This window comes from Sphingomonas sp. CROZ-RG-20F-R02-07 (assembly GCF_022662335.1).
In the GTDB taxonomy this organism is placed as follows: Bacteria; Pseudomonadota; Alphaproteobacteria; order Sphingomonadales; family Sphingomonadaceae; genus Sphingomonas.
The window spans coordinates 129,109-145,820 of record NZ_JAKNQJ010000001.1 but is presented as its reverse complement, the minus strand read 5'-3'; the positions used below and the strand labels follow the sequence as shown (position 1 = coordinate 145,820).

At 67.8% G+C, this 16,712-nt stretch carries 22 protein-coding genes and 1 tRNA gene; 9 read left to right on the top strand and 14 right to left on the bottom strand.

All coding sequences use genetic code 11. The features are described 5' to 3' along the window. Window positions 1-69: 69 nt before the first annotated feature. Genes L8H00_RS00650 through L8H00_RS00640 form a run of 3 tightly spaced genes read right to left on the bottom strand, consistent with a single transcriptional unit; the run spans window position 70 to window position 3,064 of the window. Entirely contained in the window at window positions 70-1,116 is a 1,047-nt protein-coding gene (locus L8H00_RS00650; protein WP_242095291.1) for a homocysteine S-methyltransferase family protein, read from the bottom strand. 26 nt (window positions 1,117-1,142) lie between these two features. Beyond that, a complete protein-coding gene (gene metF / locus L8H00_RS00645) occupies window positions 1,143-2,087 on the bottom strand; it encodes a methylenetetrahydrofolate reductase [NAD(P)H] (RefSeq protein ID WP_242095290.1) in 945 nt (314 codons plus the stop codon). Further along, on the bottom strand, window positions 2,084-3,064 hold the full coding sequence (locus L8H00_RS00640) for a metalloregulator ArsR/SmtB family transcription factor (protein WP_242095905.1): 981 nt from the start codon (window positions 3,062-3,064) through the stop codon (window positions 2,084-2,086). Before L8H00_RS00640 ends, metF begins: the two co-directional genes overlap by 4 nt. Before the next feature lie 119 nt (window positions 3,065-3,183). On the opposite strand from L8H00_RS00640, the gene L8H00_RS00635 reads away from it, so the two are divergent. From L8H00_RS00635 to L8H00_RS00625, 3 genes are read left to right on the top strand one after another with little or no spacing between them, the layout of a single operon-like run. Continuing rightward, complete coding sequence (locus L8H00_RS00635; RefSeq protein ID WP_242095289.1) at window positions 3,184-3,492, top strand: hypothetical protein; 309 nt, start codon at window positions 3,184-3,186, stop codon at window positions 3,490-3,492. Then, window positions 3,492-3,680, top strand: coding sequence for a hypothetical protein (locus L8H00_RS00630; protein WP_242095288.1), 189 nt, complete (start codon window positions 3,492-3,494; stop codon window positions 3,678-3,680). Before L8H00_RS00635 ends, L8H00_RS00630 begins: the two co-directional genes overlap by 1 nt. After that, complete coding sequence (locus L8H00_RS00625) at window positions 3,677-4,627, top strand: aldo/keto reductase (RefSeq protein WP_242095287.1); 951 nt, start codon at window positions 3,677-3,679, stop codon at window positions 4,625-4,627. Before L8H00_RS00630 ends, L8H00_RS00625 begins: the two co-directional genes overlap by 4 nt. A gap of 13 nt (window positions 4,628-4,640) precedes the next feature. On the opposite strand, the gene L8H00_RS00620 is transcribed toward L8H00_RS00625, so the two are convergent. Beyond that, complete coding sequence (locus L8H00_RS00620) at window positions 4,641-5,036, bottom strand: type II toxin-antitoxin system death-on-curing family toxin (RefSeq protein ID WP_242095286.1); 396 nt, start codon at window positions 5,034-5,036, stop codon at window positions 4,641-4,643. A gap of 78 nt (window positions 5,037-5,114) precedes the next feature. Then, window positions 5,115-5,261 carry a hypothetical protein gene (locus L8H00_RS00615; RefSeq protein WP_242095285.1) on the bottom strand — a complete coding sequence of 49 codons (147 nt, stop codon included), beginning with the start codon at window positions 5,259-5,261 and terminating at the stop codon, window positions 5,115-5,117. A gap of 72 nt (window positions 5,262-5,333) precedes the next feature. Between L8H00_RS00615 and L8H00_RS00610 the strand changes: the two genes are divergently transcribed. Together L8H00_RS00610 and L8H00_RS00605 are read left to right on the top strand one after the other, a co-directional pair. Next, a complete protein-coding gene (locus L8H00_RS00610) occupies window positions 5,334-6,293 on the top strand; it encodes a cation diffusion facilitator family transporter (protein WP_242095284.1) in 960 nt (319 codons plus the stop codon). A 4-nt stretch (window positions 6,294-6,297) separates the two neighbouring features. Next, window positions 6,298-6,939 carry a hypothetical protein gene (locus L8H00_RS00605; RefSeq protein ID WP_242095283.1) on the top strand — a complete coding sequence of 214 codons (642 nt, stop codon included), beginning with the start codon at window positions 6,298-6,300 and terminating at the stop codon, window positions 6,937-6,939. On the opposite strand, the gene L8H00_RS00600 is transcribed toward L8H00_RS00605, so the two are convergent. Together L8H00_RS00600 and L8H00_RS00595 are read right to left on the bottom strand one after the other, a co-directional pair. Beyond that, on the bottom strand, window positions 6,887-7,519 hold the full coding sequence (locus tag L8H00_RS00600; protein ID WP_242095282.1) for a DUF4893 domain-containing protein: 633 nt from the start codon (window positions 7,517-7,519) through the stop codon (window positions 6,887-6,889). The genes L8H00_RS00605 and L8H00_RS00600 overlap by 53 nt on opposite strands. Next, a complete protein-coding gene (locus L8H00_RS00595; RefSeq protein WP_242095281.1) occupies window positions 7,516-8,301 on the bottom strand; it encodes a 3-hydroxybutyrate dehydrogenase in 786 nt (261 codons plus the stop codon). Before L8H00_RS00595 ends, L8H00_RS00600 begins: the two co-directional genes overlap by 4 nt. 112 nt (window positions 8,302-8,413) lie before the next feature. Between L8H00_RS00595 and L8H00_RS00590 the strand changes: the two genes are divergently transcribed. Beyond that, on the top strand, window positions 8,414-9,331 hold the full coding sequence (locus L8H00_RS00590; protein WP_242095280.1) for a neutral zinc metallopeptidase: 918 nt from the start codon (window positions 8,414-8,416) through the stop codon (window positions 9,329-9,331). A gap of 25 nt (window positions 9,332-9,356) precedes the next feature. On the opposite strand, the gene L8H00_RS00585 is transcribed toward L8H00_RS00590, so the two are convergent. The 3 genes from L8H00_RS00585 to L8H00_RS00575 all read right to left on the bottom strand — a co-directional run bounded on the left by L8H00_RS00585 (window position 9,357) and on the right by L8H00_RS00575 (window position 12,000). Beyond that, complete coding sequence (locus tag L8H00_RS00585) at window positions 9,357-9,782, bottom strand: hypothetical protein (protein ID WP_242095279.1); 426 nt, start codon at window positions 9,780-9,782, stop codon at window positions 9,357-9,359. A gap of 12 nt (window positions 9,783-9,794) precedes the next feature. Beyond that, window positions 9,795-10,784: an NADP-dependent oxidoreductase gene (locus tag L8H00_RS00580; RefSeq protein WP_242095278.1), complete on the bottom strand. Its 990-nt coding sequence runs from the start codon at window positions 10,782-10,784 to the stop codon at window positions 9,795-9,797. A gap of 148 nt (window positions 10,785-10,932) precedes the next feature. After that, on the bottom strand, window positions 10,933-12,000 hold the full coding sequence (locus L8H00_RS00575; RefSeq protein WP_242095277.1) for a DUF2171 domain-containing protein: 1,068 nt from the start codon (window positions 11,998-12,000) through the stop codon (window positions 10,933-10,935). Window positions 12,001-12,226: 226 nt separating this feature from the next. Between L8H00_RS00575 and L8H00_RS00570 the strand changes: the two genes are divergently transcribed. Then, window positions 12,227-12,302, top strand: a tRNA-Ala gene (locus tag L8H00_RS00570). 37 nt (window positions 12,303-12,339) lie between these two features. Next, window positions 12,340-13,110 (top strand): NUDIX domain-containing protein, encoded by a 771-nt coding sequence (locus tag L8H00_RS00565; RefSeq protein WP_242095276.1) that lies wholly within the window; start codon window positions 12,340-12,342, stop codon window positions 13,108-13,110. A gap of 9 nt (window positions 13,111-13,119) precedes the next feature. Here the strand turns inward: L8H00_RS00565 and L8H00_RS00560 are convergent, their stop codons facing one another. The 4 genes from L8H00_RS00560 to L8H00_RS00545 form a co-directional block, all read right to left on the bottom strand. Beyond that, window positions 13,120-13,674, bottom strand: coding sequence for a hypothetical protein (locus L8H00_RS00560; protein ID WP_242095275.1), 555 nt, complete (start codon window positions 13,672-13,674; stop codon window positions 13,120-13,122). Between the two features lie 400 nt (window positions 13,675-14,074). Then, window positions 14,075-14,350 carry a hypothetical protein gene (locus L8H00_RS00555; protein ID WP_242095274.1) on the bottom strand — a complete coding sequence of 92 codons (276 nt, stop codon included), beginning with the start codon at window positions 14,348-14,350 and terminating at the stop codon, window positions 14,075-14,077. 35 nt (window positions 14,351-14,385) lie between these two features. Next, window positions 14,386-15,180: a transglutaminase family protein gene (locus tag L8H00_RS00550; RefSeq protein ID WP_242095273.1), complete on the bottom strand. Its 795-nt coding sequence runs from the start codon at window positions 15,178-15,180 to the stop codon at window positions 14,386-14,388. Window positions 15,181-15,269: 89 nt separating this feature from the next. Beyond that, window positions 15,270-16,019, bottom strand: a complete 750-nt coding sequence (locus tag L8H00_RS00545) for a Bax inhibitor-1/YccA family protein (RefSeq protein WP_242095272.1) — start codon at window positions 16,017-16,019, stop codon at window positions 15,270-15,272. Between the two features lie 116 nt (window positions 16,020-16,135). Here L8H00_RS00545 and thpR point away from each other — a divergent pair, with 116 nt between their 5' ends. Continuing rightward, entirely contained in the window at window positions 16,136-16,708 is a 573-nt protein-coding gene (thpR, locus tag L8H00_RS00540; RefSeq protein WP_242095271.1) for an RNA 2',3'-cyclic phosphodiesterase, read from the top strand. The last annotated feature ends 4 nt before the right edge of the window (window positions 16,709-16,712 follow it).

Sequence of the window (16,712 nt, the reverse complement as noted above, 5' to 3'; positions counted from 1 at the left end):
AAGGGCATGGTCCGGGCAGGTGCTTCGACAGGCTCAGCACGAACGGTGACAGGATTGCGGCAGGTCCGTTCACGCCGCCATCGTGAACGGTTCGAGCCCGGCGAGTTTGGTCCGCACCTCGGGGCGGGCCGGCACCCTGGGCTCCAGCCCGCGCACCGCGTCCGCCATCGCCTTGATATGCGCGGGCGTCGAGCCGCAGCAGCCGCCCAGTACGTTCACCTGCCTGGCCGCCGCCCATTCGCCCACCAGCCCCGCCGTGGTCGCCGGCATCTCGTCATATTCGCCGAGTTCGTTGGGCAGGCCCGCATTGGGGTAGATCATGATGAGCGTGTCGGCGATGCCGCTCAGCGTCTTCACATGCGGGCGGAGCTGTTCGGCGCCGAACGAGCAGTTCAGCCCGATCGTCACCGGCCGGGCATGCCGCACCGCGTGCCAGAACGCCTCGACGGTGTGGCCCGACAGATTGCGCCCCGACAGGTCGGTCAACGTCATCGACAGCATGATCGGCACGTCGCGCCCCAGATCGTCCGCGGCGTCGAGCGCGGCCATGATCCCGGCCTTGGCGTTCAGCGTGTCGAACACCGTCTCGATCAGGATGAAATCCACGCCGCCTTCCAGCAATGCGTCGATCTGGTCGCGATAGACTCCCTTCAGATAATCGAAATCGATCTCCCGGTAGCCGGGATCGTTGACGTCGGGCGAGAGCGACAGCGTCTTGTTGGTCGGCCCGATCGCGCCCGCCACGAAGCGCGGCCGGCCGTCCTTCGCGGCATATTCGTCGGCGAGGCGGCGGGCGATCTTCGCGCTTTGCAGGTTGATCTCGCGCACCAGATGCTCGGCGCCGTAATCCGCCTGCGAGATCAGGTTCGCGCTGAACGTGTTGGTGGAGACGATGTCCGATCCGGCATCAAGATATTCGCGCGTGATCGTCTCGGGCACCTCCGGCTTGGTGATCGCGAGGATGTCGTTGTTGCCCTTCTGGTCGTGCGGCAAGCCCAGATCGCCCGCATAGGCGGCCTCGTCCAGCTTCCAGTTCTGGATCTCGGTGCCGAACGCGCCGTCGGTGATGAGAATGCGCTTGGCGGCTTCGGCGTTCAGGCGTTCGCGGGCGGTCATCGGTGTTTCCTTCGTCCTGGCCGCGTTCATGCGGCCACGGCCTTTTCGGTCGGCTTCGCGCGAACCCCCAGCATGTGGCAGATCGCGAAGGCCAGCTCGGCGCGGTTGAGCGTGTAGAAATGGAAGTTCTTCACGCCGCCCGCATAGAGCCGCCGGCACATCTCGGCGGCCACCGTCGCCGCGACGAGCTGGCGCGCGGCGGGATGGTCGTCCAGCCCCTCGAACAGCCGGTCCATCCAGGCGGGGATCGCCGCCCCGCACTGGCCGGCGAATTTGCGGAACTGCGCGACATTCGAAACGGGAAGGATGCCGGGCAGGATCTCCGCCGTGATCCCCGCCGCCGCCACCCGGTCGCGAAACCGGAAATAGGCCTCGGGCGAGAAGAAGAATTGCGTGATCCCGCGATTGGCGCCGGCATCGAACTTCGCACGCAGATTGTCGAGATCGGCCTGGTCGCCGCCGCTTTCAGGGTGGCATTCGGGATAGGCCGCGACCGAAATGTCGAACGGGTGCAGCCGGGCCAATCCCGTGACCAGCTCGGCGGCGTTGGCATAGCCGCCCGGGTGCGGGCGATAGGGCTCGCCCGGCGTCGGCATGTCGCCGCGCAGCGCGACGATGTGGCGGACGCCCGCCGCCCAATATTCCTCGGCCACCTGATCGATCTCGGCGCGGGTCGCCTCGACGCAGGTCAGGTGCGCGGCGGCGCTAAGCGAGGTCTCGCGCTGAATCCGCGCGACCGTGGCATGCGTGCGCTCGCGCGTGGAGCCACCCGCGCCATAGGTGACCGACACGAAATCGGGGCCGAGCGGCTCCAGCGCGCGGATCGCCTCCCACAATTGCGTCTCCATCTTCTCGCTCTTGGGCGGGAAGAATTCAAAGCTGATGCCGATATCGCCTGCCAGATCGGCGAACAGCGGCTCCTCCAATGCGCGGCGCGCTTCCGCCAGCTGGGGGATCGAGATCGTCGTCATGCCGCCTTCACCTCACGCAATTCCACAGTCTTGTCCCGTTTCTGGCCGAGCCACAGCTTCACCGTCAGCTCGCCGCCGCCCAGCGTCTCGATGCGGGCGGGCACCAGACTGGCATTGGCGAACCACTGCGCCATCTGCGCATCCGAAAAGCCGAGCCGGGTGTGCGCGTCGCGCGTTCGCAGATCCTCGCGGTCGTGCGGCGCGAAATCGGCGATCAGCAACCGCCCGCCCGGCCCCAGCACACGCACCGCCTCGGCGATCGCGGCGCCGGGCTGCTGCGCGAAATGGAGCACATGGTGCAGGATCGCGACGTCCGCCGCGCCGTCCGCCATCGGCAGCGCATAGAGGTCCGCCTGGCGCAGCTCGGTATTGGAAAGCCCGCGTTCGGACAGCTTCACGCGCGCGAGCCGCAGCATCTCCGAACTGCGATCGATCCCGAGCGCGGATCGCGCGCGGCCGGCGAATAGCTCGAGCATCCGGCCGGTGCCGGTGCCGATGTCGATCAGCGTGCCGAGCGATCCGGTCTCTCCGCCTTCCAGGCCCAGCACCGCCGCCATCGCCGCCTCGACCTCGCTTTCGGCGATGTGGAGCGAGCGGATCGCGTCCCATTCGCCGGCATGGTCCTCGAACCAGCCCGCCGCCGAAGCGGCGCGATCGGCACGCACAGCGGCAAGGCGCGCGACGTCGGCCAGCGCCCAGTGATCGGGCTCGGCCGCGCCCCAGCGATCGAGCGCGGCGGCCACGGGCGCGACCGCATCGGGCTTGCCGAGCGCCACGAACACCCAGCTCCCCTCCTTGCGCCGTTCGGCGAGGCCTGCGTCACAGAGAATCTTGACGTGCCGCGACACGCGCGGCTGGCTCTGGCCCAGCACCTGCGCGAGCTCACCCACCGACAGCTCCATCGAGCGCAGCAGCGTCAAGATGCGCAGCCGCGTGGCGTCGGCCAAGGCACGGAAGATGTCGAGCGCGAGGGTCATCGGGAACAACATATAAAGATATCTTTATATGCGGTCAATCGATCCGGCACGGACCCGATGCCGTGACAACGCGTTCGGGCCTGAATACCATTGCCGCAACAACATGGGGAGTGACGATCATGAAGACGCCTTTGCTGGCCCTGCTGGCCTCCACCTCGTTGGCACTCGCCGCCTGCAGCCAGAACGCGCAGGATGCGAGCGCCAACGCCGCCGATGCGGTCGCCGCGGACGCCAACGCCACGACGCGCAACGCAGTGGACGACGTGAACGCCGCCACCGACCGCGCGCTGGGTGCCGCGCAGAACTCGATCGACCGTGCCGGGCCGGCCGCCGATCGCGCCGGCAATTCGATCGACAACGGCATCGATCGCGCCTCCAACGCCACCGGTAACGCGCTGGAGCGCGCCGGCCGTTCGCTGAAGAACTGATGCGCGGCCGCGCGAGCATGGCGGCCGCGGCGGCGTTCGCGCTCGCCGCCTGCTCGTCGCATAACGATCAGCCGGGCGCCGTCACCGCGGACGAGGCCCGGCAATTGAACGACGCCGCCGCGATGCTCGATGCCAACAGCGTCGACGCCAATGCCGTCGGTAGCGACAACGAAAGCGATCCATCATGACCGAACTTCGCCGCCTGGGCTCCACCGACCTGAAGATCGCGCCGCTGGTATTGGGCGGCAACGTGTTCGGTTGGACCGCGGACAGGGCCGCGAGCTTCGCCGTGCTTGACGCCTTCGTCGCCGGCGGCGGCACGATGATCGACACCGCCGACGTCTATTCCGCCTGGGCGGACGGCCACCGCGGCGGCGAATCGGAGACGATGATCGGTGAATGGCTCGCGCAGGGCGGCAAGCGCGACCGGGTGCTGATCGCGACCAAGGTGGGGATGCTGCCGGGCGAAGGCGGCGAGAAGCTGGCCCCCGCGCGCATCGCCGCCGCGGCGGAGGCCTCGCTGAAGCGGCTCGGCACCGACCGCATCGACCTGTATTTCGCGCATCAGGACGACGATTCCGTTCCGCAGGACGCGGTGCTCGAGGCGTTTGGCCGGCTGGTCGACGCCGGCAAGGTCCGGGTGATCGGCGCTTCCAACTTCCACGCCGGGCGCCTGAAATCGGCGAACGACGCCGCTCTCGCTGCGCATCTGCCGCGCTATCACGTGCTCCAGCCCGAATATAATCTGTTGAGCCGCGAGAAGTTCGAGGGCGAACTGCAGGATTATTGCGTGGCCGAGAATATCGGCGTGACGCCCTATTACGGCCTCGCCTCGGGCTTCCTCACCGGCAAATACCGGAGCACCGCCGATCTGGGGCAAAGCGTGCGCGGCGGTCGGATGGGCGATCTGCTGGAGGGCAAGGGCAAGGTCGTGCTGGCGGCGATGGACTCGGTGGCGGCGGAGACCCGCGCCAGCCTCGCGCAGATCGCGCTCGCCTGGCTGATGGCGCAACCCGGCGTGACCGCGCCGATCGCCAGTGCGACCAGCGCCGCGCAGATCGAGGATCTGCTGCCGGCGATGGACCTGACGCTCACCCCCGATCAGCGCGAACGGCTGACCGACGCGGGGGTGTGACCGGGGCGCGGTGTCAGGCGCGAACGATGTGCTCGCGAAATAAAGCGGCGAAATCGTCCTCTGCCAGAATACCGGAGACGAGTGCCAACATGGTGCGAATGGCGTCCGCCTTGTCGAACTCGATCTCTACGGCGTTCAGGCGCAGGAACAAGCGCGCCATGGCCCATGCGGTGCGCTTGTTGCCATCCGCGAACGGGTGATTTCGGGCGATGCCGAACGCATTAGCGACCGCTGAGGCGCAGAGATCGTCTTCTCTACAGCCATGTTTGTTGACCGGCCGTGCGATGGCTGACTCGAGCAGGCCTATGTCCTTGACGCCCGCTGGTCCGCCATGTTCGGCCAGTTGCCGATCATGCACCGCACGCGCAATGTCTGCACTGGGAAAACGCGGCGTGCCCGACGACGTCAATTGGCGAGACCGGCGAGTATGTCGCGGTCTTCGCGCATGATCGCCTCGGCAGCCGTCATCGCTTCGACGAAGGCCGGATCATGCGGTCGGATTGCGAAGCCGTCCGATTGTTCGGTCAAAACGATCTGATCCCCCCAGATCGACGCGCAGCTTGGAGAGCATTTCCTTGGGGATGATGACGCCCACGGAGTTGCCGAAGCGGATGATTTTCAGGGCGATGTTCATACTGACGTAACAACATGCTTGCCGCGTCACGCAAAGCTCGCATCTCGCGCCCGCCCCCCGCATAGAGTGACCATGGCCGAACCCGTCGAACGCGAATCCAATCTCGTCATCCTGGCGGCACTCGCCGCCAATCTCGGCATCGCCGTGGCCAAATTCGTGGCCGCCACGATCACCGGATCCTCCTCCATGCTGACCGAAGGCGTCCATTCGGTGGTCGACAGCGGCAACCAATTGCTGCTGCTCTACGGCCAGCATCGTGCGAAGCGGCCGGCGGACGAGATCCACCCGTTCGGCTATGCGCGCGAACTCTATTTCTGGAGCTTCGTCGTCGCGATCCTGATCTTTGCGGTGGGCGCGGGCGTGTCGGTCTATGAGGGCTATCTCCACATCATCGATCCCGAGCCGCTGCGCTCGCCGCTGGTCAATTACATCGTGCTGGGCGTCTCCACCGCACTCGAAGGCAGCAGCTGGTTCCTGGCGATGCGCGCGTTCGGCCGCGCCAAGGGACCGCTCGGCTGGTGGGCCTCGATCCGGCGCTCCAAGGATCCGGCGGGGTTCATCGTCCTGTTCGAAGACAGCGCGGCGCTGGCCGGACTGGTGATCGCCGCGGCGGGCGTGTGGCTCAGCCATGCGCTCGCCGAGCCGCGGATCGACGGCATCGCCTCGATCCTGATCGGGCTGGTGCTCGGGCTGGTCGCGATGCTGCTGGCGCGCGAGGCCAAGGGGCTGCTGATCGGCGAGCGCGCCGACCCCGCGATCGTCGAGACGGTGCGCGCCATCGTCGCCGCCGAACCGCGCGTCACCGCGGTCAACCATGTCCGCACGATCCACACCGGACCGACGAGCATCTTCGTGGCGATCAGCGCCGATTTCGACGATTCGCTGACGATGGGCGAAGGCGAAACGCTGGTGGAGCGGATCGAGGCGAAGCTGAAGGCCGCCGAGCCGATGCTCGCCTCCATCTATATCCGGCCGGAGAAGCGCGAGGACGCCATCGCCGCTTTCCCGGGACAAACCAGTGCGATAGGCTAGCGTCATGCCTCGCCTCTCCCATCTCGTCGCGTTCGTGCTGCTCTCGATCGGGGCCGCGCTGCCCGCGCACGCCGCGGTGACGATCGCCTTCTGGAGCCACGAACTGGGGGACAGTTTCCCCCACGCCTTCGTCACGCTCCGCGGCGTGCCCGATGCCGGCGGGGCGGCGGTCGATCGCAACTTCGGCTTCACCGCGCGCACGCTGAGTCCGGCGCTGCTGTTCCGCTCCGTGCGCGGCAAGCTCGATATCGCCACGCCCTATTATGTCCGCAGCAGCACCGCCCAATTCTCGACGACCATGACCGACGCGCAATATGCCGCCGTGCTGGCGCTGGCAGCGGCGTGGGACGACAAGGGCGCAGACAGCACCTATAACCTGAAGACGCACAATTGCGTCCATTTCGTCATGGCCGCGGCGCGGATCATGGGGCTGACCGGGCTCGACCATCCCGATCTGATGAAGCGCCCGCGCTCCTATCTCCAGGCGGTCGCCGCCGCGAACGCGTCGCGCATCACCAGGATCGACGAGAGCGGGACGGTCTATCTGGCCGCACCGCCGCCGATCGGCGCGGCCGCCGCGGCAGCGCCGGCGCTCAGTGCGGCGGCGCCGCTTCCGGTTCGACCGGCGCCGGCACCAGTTCGATGACGTCGAGCGTCGACTGGAAGCTCGGATAGGGTAGCACGATCCGCCAGCGCGCCGGCCCGATCCGCTCGACCACCCCCACCATGTTGCGGCGCGCATCGCGGCCATAGGCCATGCGCCGCGTCTCGTCGCCGAGCATCAGCGCACCGAGATACACGCTGCGCGCCCCGGTATCCTCGAAGATCGTGCCCGTCGTGCGCTGCGGCCCGCTGAGCGCGGCGAAGCCTCGGTTCGTGCCCTCTCCCGCGATCAGGCACGGCGCCCACACCCCCGGCGCAAAGCCGTCACCGCCGCCATAACCGCCGAGCCGGATCGTCCGGCAGCGATAGGCGCCGGGCGGTGGCGACGCGCCGGCCAGCGCGTGATCGGGATCGAGCAGCGCACCCTGTGCCGCGATCTGCGCACCGCCGCCGCTGCGCTGCGCCTTGCCCAGCGCCTCGATCCACGCGTCGCGCCACCGCCGCAGCCGGTCGCGATCCGCCGGGCTGGCGGCGCGGCGCCAGTCGGTCGGCACGTCGCGCGCCATCACCGGGCCGGCGACCAGCAGCAGGGCGGCGGCAGCCTGAGCGATCCGCGCGCTCATGCCGCCGTCCACCCGCCATCGACCGACAGGTTCGCGCCCGTGATCGACGCCGCTTCGTCGCGACAGAGAAACAGCGCGAGCGCCGCCACCTGTTCGGGGGTGACGAATTCGCGCGTCGGCTGCGCTGCGAGCAGCACGTCGTTCATCACCTGATCGCGCGTCATCCCGCGCGCCGCCATCGTGTCGGGGATCTGGCGTTCGACCAAAGGCGTCCAGACATAGCCCGGCGAGATCGCGTTGACGGTGATGCCGTGCCGCGCCGTCTCCAGCGCCACCGTCTTGGTGAGCCCGACGAGACCATGTTTGGCGGCGACATAAGCCGATTTGCCAGGGCTCGCGACGAGCGAATGCGCCGAGGCGGTCGAGATAATCCGGCCCCAGCCCTGCCGCTTCATGTGCGGCACCACAGCGCGCATCACGTGCCAGGCGGAGGACAGGTTGATCGCCAGGACCCGGTCGAACGCGTCGATCGGAAAATCCTCGATCGACGCGACATGCTGGATGCCGGCATTGTTGATCGCGATGTCGATCCGCCCCGTCTCGGCGACGGCGCGCTCGACCAGCGCAGCGATCGCGGCGGGATCGGTCATGTCCGCCGCATCGTACAGCGCCGCCGCGCCGCTCGTCGCCGTCAGCTCGTCTCGCACCGCCGCGATCACGTCCCCCTCGCCGAAGCCGTTGAGCACCACCGTCGCGCCTTCGGCCGCCAGCGCGCGCGCATAGGCCAGGCCGATTCCCGAGGTGGAGCCGGTGACGACCGCAGTCTTGCCCTTCAGAAACATGCACCGATCCTCCACTCGTCCCCCCCCCTGCGCCCGCGCGCCGTCGCGATCAACCTTGCAACCACGCGGGAGGCCGAGCATTGCGCAGGGGAGACGACAAGGGAGGCCCATGATGCGGCTCGACGATTTCGACCCGAACATCAACGTCGGCGACCAGCGCGGTGAAAGCGGCGGCGATGGCTTTGGGGGTGGTGGCGGTGGCGGCCTGCTGTTCGGCCTGCTCCCGCTGATCGGCAGCCGGTTCGGTTGCGGTGGGATCGTCGTGGTGCTGATCGTGCTCGCCGTCTTCGGCGGTCTGGGCAATATCGGTTCGATGCTCGGCAGTGGCGGCGGCAGCCAGACCTCGGTCCCCACGCAGCAATCGGCGCGCAAGAGCGAGGCAACGACCGCCTGCAGGGTCGATGCGTCGAGCACTGCCGCCTGCAACGCGTTCAGTTCGGCCGACAAGACCTGGGCGGCGATCTTCCAGCGCGAGGGCAAGACGTTCGAGGCGCCCTCGCTGCAATTCTACAGTCGCAGCGGCCGTTCGGGCTGCGGTGCGGCGCAGAGTGCGATGGGCCCGTTCTATTGCCCGACCGATCGCGGCATCTATCTCGACACCAGCTTCTTCCAGGAATTGCAGAATCGCTTCCACGCCGGCGGCGATTTTGCGCAGGATTATGTGATCGCGCACGAGTTCGGCCACCACATCCAGAATCTGCTGGGCGTGTCGGATCAGGTGTCCAACGCGCAGCGCCAGGCGAGCGAGACGCAGGGCAACGCGCTGTCGGTGCGCCTCGAGCTTCAGGCGGATTGCTATGCGGGCGTGTGGGCCGCCAACAACCGCGACCGGCTCGATCCGGGCGACATCCAGGAAGGGCTCACCGCCGCGCACGCGATCGGCGACGACACGCTGCAGCAGGAAAGCCAGGGCCGCGTCGTGCCCGACAGCTTCACCCATGGCACCTCGGCCGAACGCATGAAGTGGCTGAAGCGCGGGCTGGACAGCGGCGATCCCGCGCAATGCGACACCTTCTCGGGCGCGATCTGAGCGCCCGAGACGGTGCGCGGGCGGGTCAGTCCACCGCGACGATCTGCTGCGGATGCTGAATCTGGACGACGTGCTGATAGCGGTTCACGCTGTGCGCGCGCCCCGACACCGTGTTGACGATCAGGTTGCGGCGCACGACACCATCCACCACGATATGGCGCCCCTTGAAGTAGATTTCGGGCGGCGCGCCATAGCGTTTGGCGAGTTCATTCGCCGCGACGCGCGACAGGTCGAACGTCAGATCGTCGGGGCGGCGATAATCGTCCGTCGAATTGAGGAACGTGCCACGCGCGGTCTTGGCTGTAGAAACGACGGTCATCACGAACCGCCCGGTGCGCCCGTTCGACGATGCCGCGTCCGCCGCGGCGATCGCGGCGGGCGGCTCCATCGCCGTCCCACTTGACGCGGCCGAACCCGATGCCAGAGCCGCGCCGATCAGAACCACGAGCATCGCCGATCTCCCTTAGAGTCGGACGAGCATCTTACCTTTGTTGCCGCCGGTGAACAGCCCGAGAAACGCGTCGGGCATCGCCTCCAGTCCGTCATGCACCGTCTCCTCGCGCTTCAGCGTTCCCGCCTTCAGCATCGCGCCCATGTCGTCGTAGAATTCGGCGGCGCGCGCCATATGGTCGCTGACGATGAAGCCCTGCATCCGCACCCGGTTGCCGATCAGCCGGGCGAGATAGCGCAGCTTCGTCGGCTCGCCCGAATTGTACACGTCGATCATGCCGCAGATCGCGAAGCGCGCATTCGGCCGCGCATGCGCCAGCGCGGCGTCGAGATGATCGCCGCCGACATTGTCGAAATACACGTCGATGCCCTTGGGCGCGGCGGCGGCGAGTGCCTTCACCAGCGGCTCCCCGGCCTTGTAGTCGATCACCGCATCGGCACCGAGCGAGCGCACCCAGTCGCATTTGTCCGCGCCGCCGGCCGAGCCGATCACCGTCATGTCCTTGGCCTTGGCGATCTGGACGACGGTGGATCCCACCGCGCCCGCCGCCGCCGACACGAACACCGTGTCACCCGCCTTCGCTTCCGCGACCGCGAGCAGGCCGAAATAGGCGGTCATTCCGGGCATCCCCAACTGGCCGAGAAACGCCTGCGGATCGACGCCCAGATCCGGCAGCCGCTGCACCTGCGCGGCGGGCATCACCGCCTCGTCGCGCCAGCCGCCCATATGCTGCACCCAGGTGCCGACCGGCACCGCATCGGCGCGGCTTTCGATCACCTCGCCCACCGCGCCGCCCTGCATCGGCTCGCCCAGCGCGAAGGGCGGGACATAGCTTTTCACGTCGTTCATCCGGCCACGCATATAGGGATCGACCGACAGCCACCGGTTCGCGATCCGCACCTCACCGTCGCCCAGCGCCGCCGGGGCCACGTCAATCATCGCAAAGTCGGTATGCTTGGGCATGCCCTCGGGACGGGAATGCAGGCTCCATGCGCGCGCCATTGGTCGATCCTCCTCGTGTGAATTCCGGCCTGCGGTATGGCCGCGCGGCGGCGGATGCAAGCCTGTACGCGGCACCGCGTCGACGGCAAAAGGGCCCGGACGCTTCCGCCCGAGCCCCTTCTCGCCTGTGGCTTTCCGAAGCCGCGGGTCAGGCGTTCGTGCCGCTCCGGCCGAGCACGCGGCCCTGGCTGTCGCGCGCGTTCGTCGTGCCGCGATCCTCACCCGACGGATCGCGCTGGTTGTCGCCATAGCCGAACATCGCTTGATTGCGCTCTTCGTCGCGCCAATGCGCCTTGGCCTCGTCGGCGGTCTTCGCCAGCGTCACCTTGGTGTCGACGGTGGCGATCCAGCGCGACGGGATCGAGTGGTGCTGGCCGCCCGCGTCCGGATCGTTCTTGGTCAGCAGGATGCGATCGCCGCGCACCTTGTCGACGGTGCCGACATGCGCGCCATCCGAGCCGACCACGTCCATATGCTCGCTCACCTTGGACAGCGACGAACGCTGGCCCTCGCGCTGGGTGCGCCAGCTTCCGAACTCGGCATGGAACTTGGTGCGGTTCTCCTGGCGATATTCATCGTAATCGCGGTCGAGCGCGTCGATCTGCGACTTGCGCCAGCTATGATAATCATCGTCGCGGTCGTTCTGCGAGCGATGCGCGTAATTCTGCTCGTCGTGGCGCGCGTCCCGGTCGCGACGGCGCTCCGCCTCGTCGTCGCCGAACCACGAACGGACCTCGTCGCCCGCTCGCGCGAAGAAGCCGCGATCCTCATAGTCATAGCCCTGCGGCTGACGGCCATAGCCGCGCTGCGCCTCCGGTCCGCGGGGCGCCGGACGGCCGCGGGACCGATCGGGATCGTGGCGGTTGTCGTCATCGGCATGCCGCGCACGACCGACATCCTCGAACCGGTGACCGTCATGCGCATAACTGCCGTGATAGGGCTGCTCGTCACGACCATAACCGCGATCATCGCTGCGACCTTGGGCATAGCGGCCCTGGTCGCCGCGCGGGCCGTAACGGTCGTTGCCGTCGTTGCGCGCACCATAGGCGCCGCGGTCGCGGTTGCCGCGATCATATTCGCCGGCGGCGGCATATTCGCGCGCGCTCGAACGGTAATAGTCGCGGCTCGACCGGTCGGGCGCATAATCGGCGGGGTTCTCGCCGCCGTAATAATCGGGGTTCGGCTCGTTGTTGGTTCCGGGATAACGGATCACCATGACAGACCTCCTGACGGTTTCACTCGGTGGCAGGCCCGCGGTTTGCGCGTCGTCCCGCACCGGATTCCATAAGGGCCGACGCCCGTCTTTGTTCCGATCGCAAAGCCGGCCCTGCGCCACGACGAGCCGCTGCGGCGATGGCAGGAAAGCCGCCAGCGCTGTTGCATCGCCCTGATCGAGCCGCTAAACGCATCCGACCCGGTCTTCTGGCCGCGGAAAAAGGCGCGGGGCCGTAGCTCAGATGGGAGAGCGCTGCAATCGCACTGCAGAGGTCAGGGGTTCGATTCCCCTCGGCTCCACCACCGCGCCAAGCTTTCGATATCGCATGACCACCCAACGATGACCCTCGATGCGCCGCCTGTGGCGATCCCGGCGGCGACGCTGGTGATCCTGCGCGCGCGTGCGGGCGCGCCGCCCGACTTGCTGATGGTCGAGCGGGCCCGGGCGATGGCATTCGCGGGTGGCGCGCTGGTCTTTCCCGGTGGCCGCGTCGATTCAGGCGACCATGCGCTCGCGCAGCGGCTCGGCAGCGACGATGCCGAGGGCGAAACCGCCGCACGGATCGCAGCGATCCGCGAGACGATCGAAGAGGCAGGCGTGCCGATGGGGCTGTCGCCGATGCCTGCGGCGGCAACGCTCGACCGGTTGCGCGCGGATCTGGCCGATGGGATGGCGTTCGCCGAGGCGCTCGACCGCGCGGGCTGTGCGATTGATCCGGCGGTATTGGTGGCATTCGCCCGCTGGCGGCCGGCGCACCGCGCGTCGCGCATTTTCGATACCCGTTTCTATCTGGTCGCCTGGCCCGACGGCCTCGGCGAGCCGCAGGTCGATCGCACCGAGAATGTGAGGCTGCTCTGGGCCAGCGCCGCGACGGTGCTGGCCGATGCCGATGCGGGGCGGGTAGCGATCATCTATCCCACCCGGCGCAATCTCGAGCGGCTGGCGCGCTTCGCCGGGTTCGCCGCCGCCGCCGCGGACGCCGCCGCGCACCCGGTGCGCACCATCACGCCGTTCGAGGACGAGCGCGACGGGGTTCGGCATCTCTGCATCCCCGAGGGGCTGGGCTATCCGGTCACGTCCGAGCCCTTCGACCAGGCGGTACGAGGATAGCCCCCCGGCTCAGCCCGCCATCGGCGCACCGGCATCCACCTTTTCCACCCAATAGGGAAAAAAGGCGGGCTGGCGGTTGGACCAGCCCGACGCCGTCGCCGCCGCCTCGCTGATTGATTGGAGCAGCTTGCGCCGCAGCTCGGGATGAAGATGCGGCAGCGCTGCCGCCGCGCAAAAGGCGGAGGGCAGCCACGGCCGCACCTCGGCGCCGATCAGCCGTTCGTAGAGAAAACGGAAGGCGGAAAAGCTGGTCAGCCGCCCCTGCCCCAGATCGAACGCTACCACCGATACGAGCGGCCCGAGGAACGCCTCCACCGCATCGAGGCCGCTGTCGTCGGGCACCATCTCGCGCAGTTCGGGGAGCATCGCATAGATGCGCGCCTGCGCCCGGATGCTGGCGGCCTCGACGACATCGCGCGACCAGCGCGCCATCGCGTCCTCGCGGTCGAGCCCGATATCGAGCGAGCGCCGGATATATCGCTGCGTCGCGGCCGGAAACCCGGCGAATTCCTTCATCTCGGCCAGCGTCATCGCGCCGTCGGCCGGCTTCATTCTCGAACCCATCGCCCTCACCCCGCCCGCTATCGTCCAACACTCCAACGATAGGATCAGGATGGTTAACATCCATCTTACCGCCGCACCGCCACCGGTATTCCCAAGTCATCACGAAAGCTTGCGCGGCGCAACATCGGTTGCGATGAACTGAATTGGAGATCTGCCATCAAACGCCGATTGGCGCTTTTGAGCAACAATCGGTCTGAGGAAGCGGTTAAGGGCTTGCGAGAGGGCGCTAAGACACCAAGAAAAATGGGTCCATGCGCAGGCGCGCAGGCGCCGAAGTAAATCGTCCGGCGTAGCGGGCAGAATCCATTGGCCGGGATTAGTATCTGGGCGCCTGCGCGCCCTCATTGTTATCCGCGCCCTCGCGTGAGCCAAAGCCCGCGCGAAGGCGCCTCGGTGTAGCTCAGCGCCCAGCCTCGGCATCGGCGTCATAGCCCGACGACGGCGCGGGTTCGCCGCTGCCGGACGGCTGCGTGATCGAGGGCGGATCGCTGGCGTCCATCGATTCATCGAGACCGTTGTCGAGCTTGGCGTCCTCGCTGCCCGGATTCTTCTCCAGGCGCTTGGCGATCGATTTATCCTGGCCGGCATCTTGGCGCGGGTCGCGGGCGCCGTCGCCATCATCCTCGGCGGGTGCCACGGACAGGCTGTCGAGTGCGCGATCATCGATATCGGTCATGGCGTATCTCCGTCAGGTTACGGGAAGAGAACGGTTCAATCGGCCGCGCGTTCCTGCACGGCGCGCACACGCACCTCCTGCCGTTGCAGCCACGCGCTGCCGAAGATCGTCATGAACGCGATGTCCGTCGCGTCGCGCCCGACGCCCACGCGCGCGATGTCCTGGCAGCGCGCCATGCCCGTCGCGTCGACCAGCCGCCATGCGCCCTCCAGCCACAGCTCGGCGACCGCGTGAAAATCGGGCGGATCGACGCCGGGCGCATAGGCCGAGACACAGCGCGCGGGGATGCCGCCGCCGCGCGCCAGCGCCACGAGCAGATGCGCATAGTCGCGGCAGACGCCAGCCCGGGTCGCGAACGTGTCGAGCGCAGTGGTCTCGCCCATGCTCGATCCGCTGCGATAATCGATCGCGCCTTCCACCCACGCCGCCAGCGCGGCCGCGAGCGGACCGCCGTCCAGCCCGGCGAATTCGCGCAGGACGAAGCCTTCGAGCCGGTCCGACTGGCAATAGCGGCTCGGCAACAGATAGGCCGTCACCGGGCCGGGCAGCATTCGGATCGGCGTGGCGGCATAGGCCTCCAGCGCGACGACCGGGCGGTCGACATCGATCAGCGCGCGATAGTCCACCACCAGCCGTCCGTCGCCGCGCGCCCAGCAGCGCTGGCCGATTCCCTCCTCCCCCGGCACCGCGCGGATCGGATGATCCGAAAACACGTCCATCACCGCCTCGACGATCCGTTGATCGGGCAGCAGCGCGGCCTCGATCTGGAGCAGCACGTCGGCGGGTGCGGGGAAGCCGTAATCGAGATGGACGTCGATCGCGAGGCGCATGACGCTCCTGGAACACGGAGGGGACGAGACACAGGGAAGGCCCGGCAGGTTTCCCCGCCGGGCCTTCCCGAACCGTCGCTTCGAACGTCCTAGTTGCGGCCGTTGCCGAACAGACGAAGCACGAACAGGAACATGTTGATGAAGTCGAGATACAGATTCAGCGCCGACATGATGACGACCTTGCCGACCATGTCAGTGCCGGCCACCTGCATGTACAGGCTCTTCGTGCGCTGCGTGTCATAGGCGGTGAGCCCGGCAAACAGCAGCACGCCGACGAGGCTGATGAGCAGGCCGAGCGGGCCCGAATGCACGAACATGTTGATGACGCTCGCCACGAGCAGGCCGACCACGCCGATGATGAGGAACGTGCCGAACGCCGACAGGTCCTTCTTGGTGGTGTAGCCGTAGAGACTCAGCGCGGCGAAGCCCGCTGCCGTCGCGAAGAACGCCTGCGCGATCGCGGTCGGGCTGTAGACGAGGAAGATGGTGGAGAGCGAAAGCCCCATCACCACCGCAAAGCCCCAGAACAGCAATTGCAGCGTCGACGTCTTCATGCGCGCCTGGCCCATGCTCATACCGAACACGAAGGCGAGCGGCGCGAACATGATGACGTATTTCAGCAGGCCACCGCCGATGAACACCTGCGCCGCGGGCGACGTCTCGCCCCCCCAGGCGAACAGCAAAGCGACGATGCCGGTGAGCAGCACGCCCGAGGCCATGTAGTTGTAGACGGACAGCATGTAGGATCGCAGACCCGAGTCATACGCATCCGAGCGCATGCCCGCTGCCGGACGCCCGAACGGTGCTACCCGCGGCTGGGGGTCGGACCAGTTTGCCATGTCGACGAATACTCCTTTGCCGGAATAAGCCCGGTTGCGAGGGATATCGGCCCTGCCCGGCCCCATTTCAAGCGAAACCGGTTGCGCGATGCGCCAGTCGGATGGTTGATGCCGGGATGCACCGCCTGTTCGTCGCGCTTCGTCCGCCGCTCGCGATCCGCGAGGCACTCGCCGACCTGATGGACGGGGTGCCCGATGCGCGCTGGCAGGACGACGACCAGCTTCACCTCACGCTGCGCTTCGTCGGCGAGGTGGAGCGCGTCACGGCCGAGGACCTTGCCGCCGCGCTCGCCCGCATCCGCGCGCCGGTGCCGCACGTGGCGCTGGCGGGCGTCGGCGCGTTCGAGAAGCGCGGGCGGGCGGACAGCCTGTGGGCGCGGGTGACGCCGCACGATGCGCTCGCGCACCTGCACCGCAAGGTCGATCAGGCCTGCGTCGCCGCCGGGATCGCACCCGACGGCCGGGCCTATCTGCCGCACATCACGCTCGCGCGGCTGGCGCGCAGCGCGGATGGCCGTCCCGCGATCGGCGCCTGGATCGCGCGGCATGACGGCACGTCCAGCGCGCCGTTCGCCATGCCGCACCTGGTGCTCTACGAAAGCCGCCTGAGCCGCAGCGGCGCGACCTATGATGCGGTCGCGCGCTGGCCCTTGGGAACCGGCGATCCGCTCGCGGGTTCGCCTGCGTAACGAA

Bases quoted from the DNA above. Each gene is read 5' to 3' on its own strand.
- L8H00_RS00650 (WP_242095291.1), bottom strand. From the start codon at position 1,116: ATGACCGCCCGCGAACGCCTGAACGCCGAAGCCGCCAAGCGCATTCTC.
- metF (WP_242095290.1), bottom strand. From the start codon at position 2,087: ATGACGACGATCTCGATCCCCCAGCTGGCGGAAGCGCGCCGCGCATTG.
- L8H00_RS00640 (WP_242095905.1), bottom strand. From the start codon at position 3,064: ATGACCCTCGCGCTCGACATCTTCCGTGCCTTGGCCGACGCCACGCGG.
- L8H00_RS00635 (WP_242095289.1), top strand. From the start codon at position 3,184: ATGAAGACGCCTTTGCTGGCCCTGCTGGCCTCCACCTCGTTGGCACTC.
- L8H00_RS00630 (WP_242095288.1), top strand. From the start codon at position 3,492: ATGCGCGGCCGCGCGAGCATGGCGGCCGCGGCGGCGTTCGCGCTCGCC.
- L8H00_RS00625 (WP_242095287.1), top strand. From the start codon at position 3,677: ATGACCGAACTTCGCCGCCTGGGCTCCACCGACCTGAAGATCGCGCCG.
- L8H00_RS00615 (WP_242095285.1), bottom strand. From the start codon at position 5,261: ATGAACATCGCCCTGAAAATCATCCGCTTCGGCAACTCCGTGGGCGTC.
- L8H00_RS00610 (WP_242095284.1), top strand. From the start codon at position 5,334: ATGGCCGAACCCGTCGAACGCGAATCCAATCTCGTCATCCTGGCGGCA.
- L8H00_RS00605 (WP_242095283.1), top strand. From the start codon at position 6,298: ATGCCTCGCCTCTCCCATCTCGTCGCGTTCGTGCTGCTCTCGATCGGG.
- L8H00_RS00600 (WP_242095282.1), bottom strand. From the start codon at position 7,519: ATGAGCGCGCGGATCGCTCAGGCTGCCGCCGCCCTGCTGCTGGTCGCC.
- L8H00_RS00595 (WP_242095281.1), bottom strand. From the start codon at position 8,301: ATGTTTCTGAAGGGCAAGACTGCGGTCGTCACCGGCTCCACCTCGGGA.
- L8H00_RS00590 (WP_242095280.1), top strand. From the start codon at position 8,414: ATGCGGCTCGACGATTTCGACCCGAACATCAACGTCGGCGACCAGCGC.
- L8H00_RS00585 (WP_242095279.1), bottom strand. From the start codon at position 9,782: ATGCTCGTGGTTCTGATCGGCGCGGCTCTGGCATCGGGTTCGGCCGCG.
- L8H00_RS00580 (WP_242095278.1), bottom strand. From the start codon at position 10,784: ATGGCGCGCGCATGGAGCCTGCATTCCCGTCCCGAGGGCATGCCCAAG.
- L8H00_RS00575 (WP_242095277.1), bottom strand. From the start codon at position 12,000: ATGGTGATCCGTTATCCCGGAACCAACAACGAGCCGAACCCCGATTAT.
- L8H00_RS00565 (WP_242095276.1), top strand. From the start codon at position 12,340: ATGACCCTCGATGCGCCGCCTGTGGCGATCCCGGCGGCGACGCTGGTG.
- L8H00_RS00560 (WP_242095275.1), bottom strand. From the start codon at position 13,674: ATGGGTTCGAGAATGAAGCCGGCCGACGGCGCGATGACGCTGGCCGAG.
- L8H00_RS00555 (WP_242095274.1), bottom strand. From the start codon at position 14,350: ATGACCGATATCGATGATCGCGCACTCGACAGCCTGTCCGTGGCACCC.
- L8H00_RS00550 (WP_242095273.1), bottom strand. From the start codon at position 15,180: ATGCGCCTCGCGATCGACGTCCATCTCGATTACGGCTTCCCCGCACCC.
- L8H00_RS00545 (WP_242095272.1), bottom strand. From the start codon at position 16,019: ATGGCAAACTGGTCCGACCCCCAGCCGCGGGTAGCACCGTTCGGGCGT.
- thpR (WP_242095271.1), top strand. From the start codon at position 16,136: ATGCACCGCCTGTTCGTCGCGCTTCGTCCGCCGCTCGCGATCCGCGAG.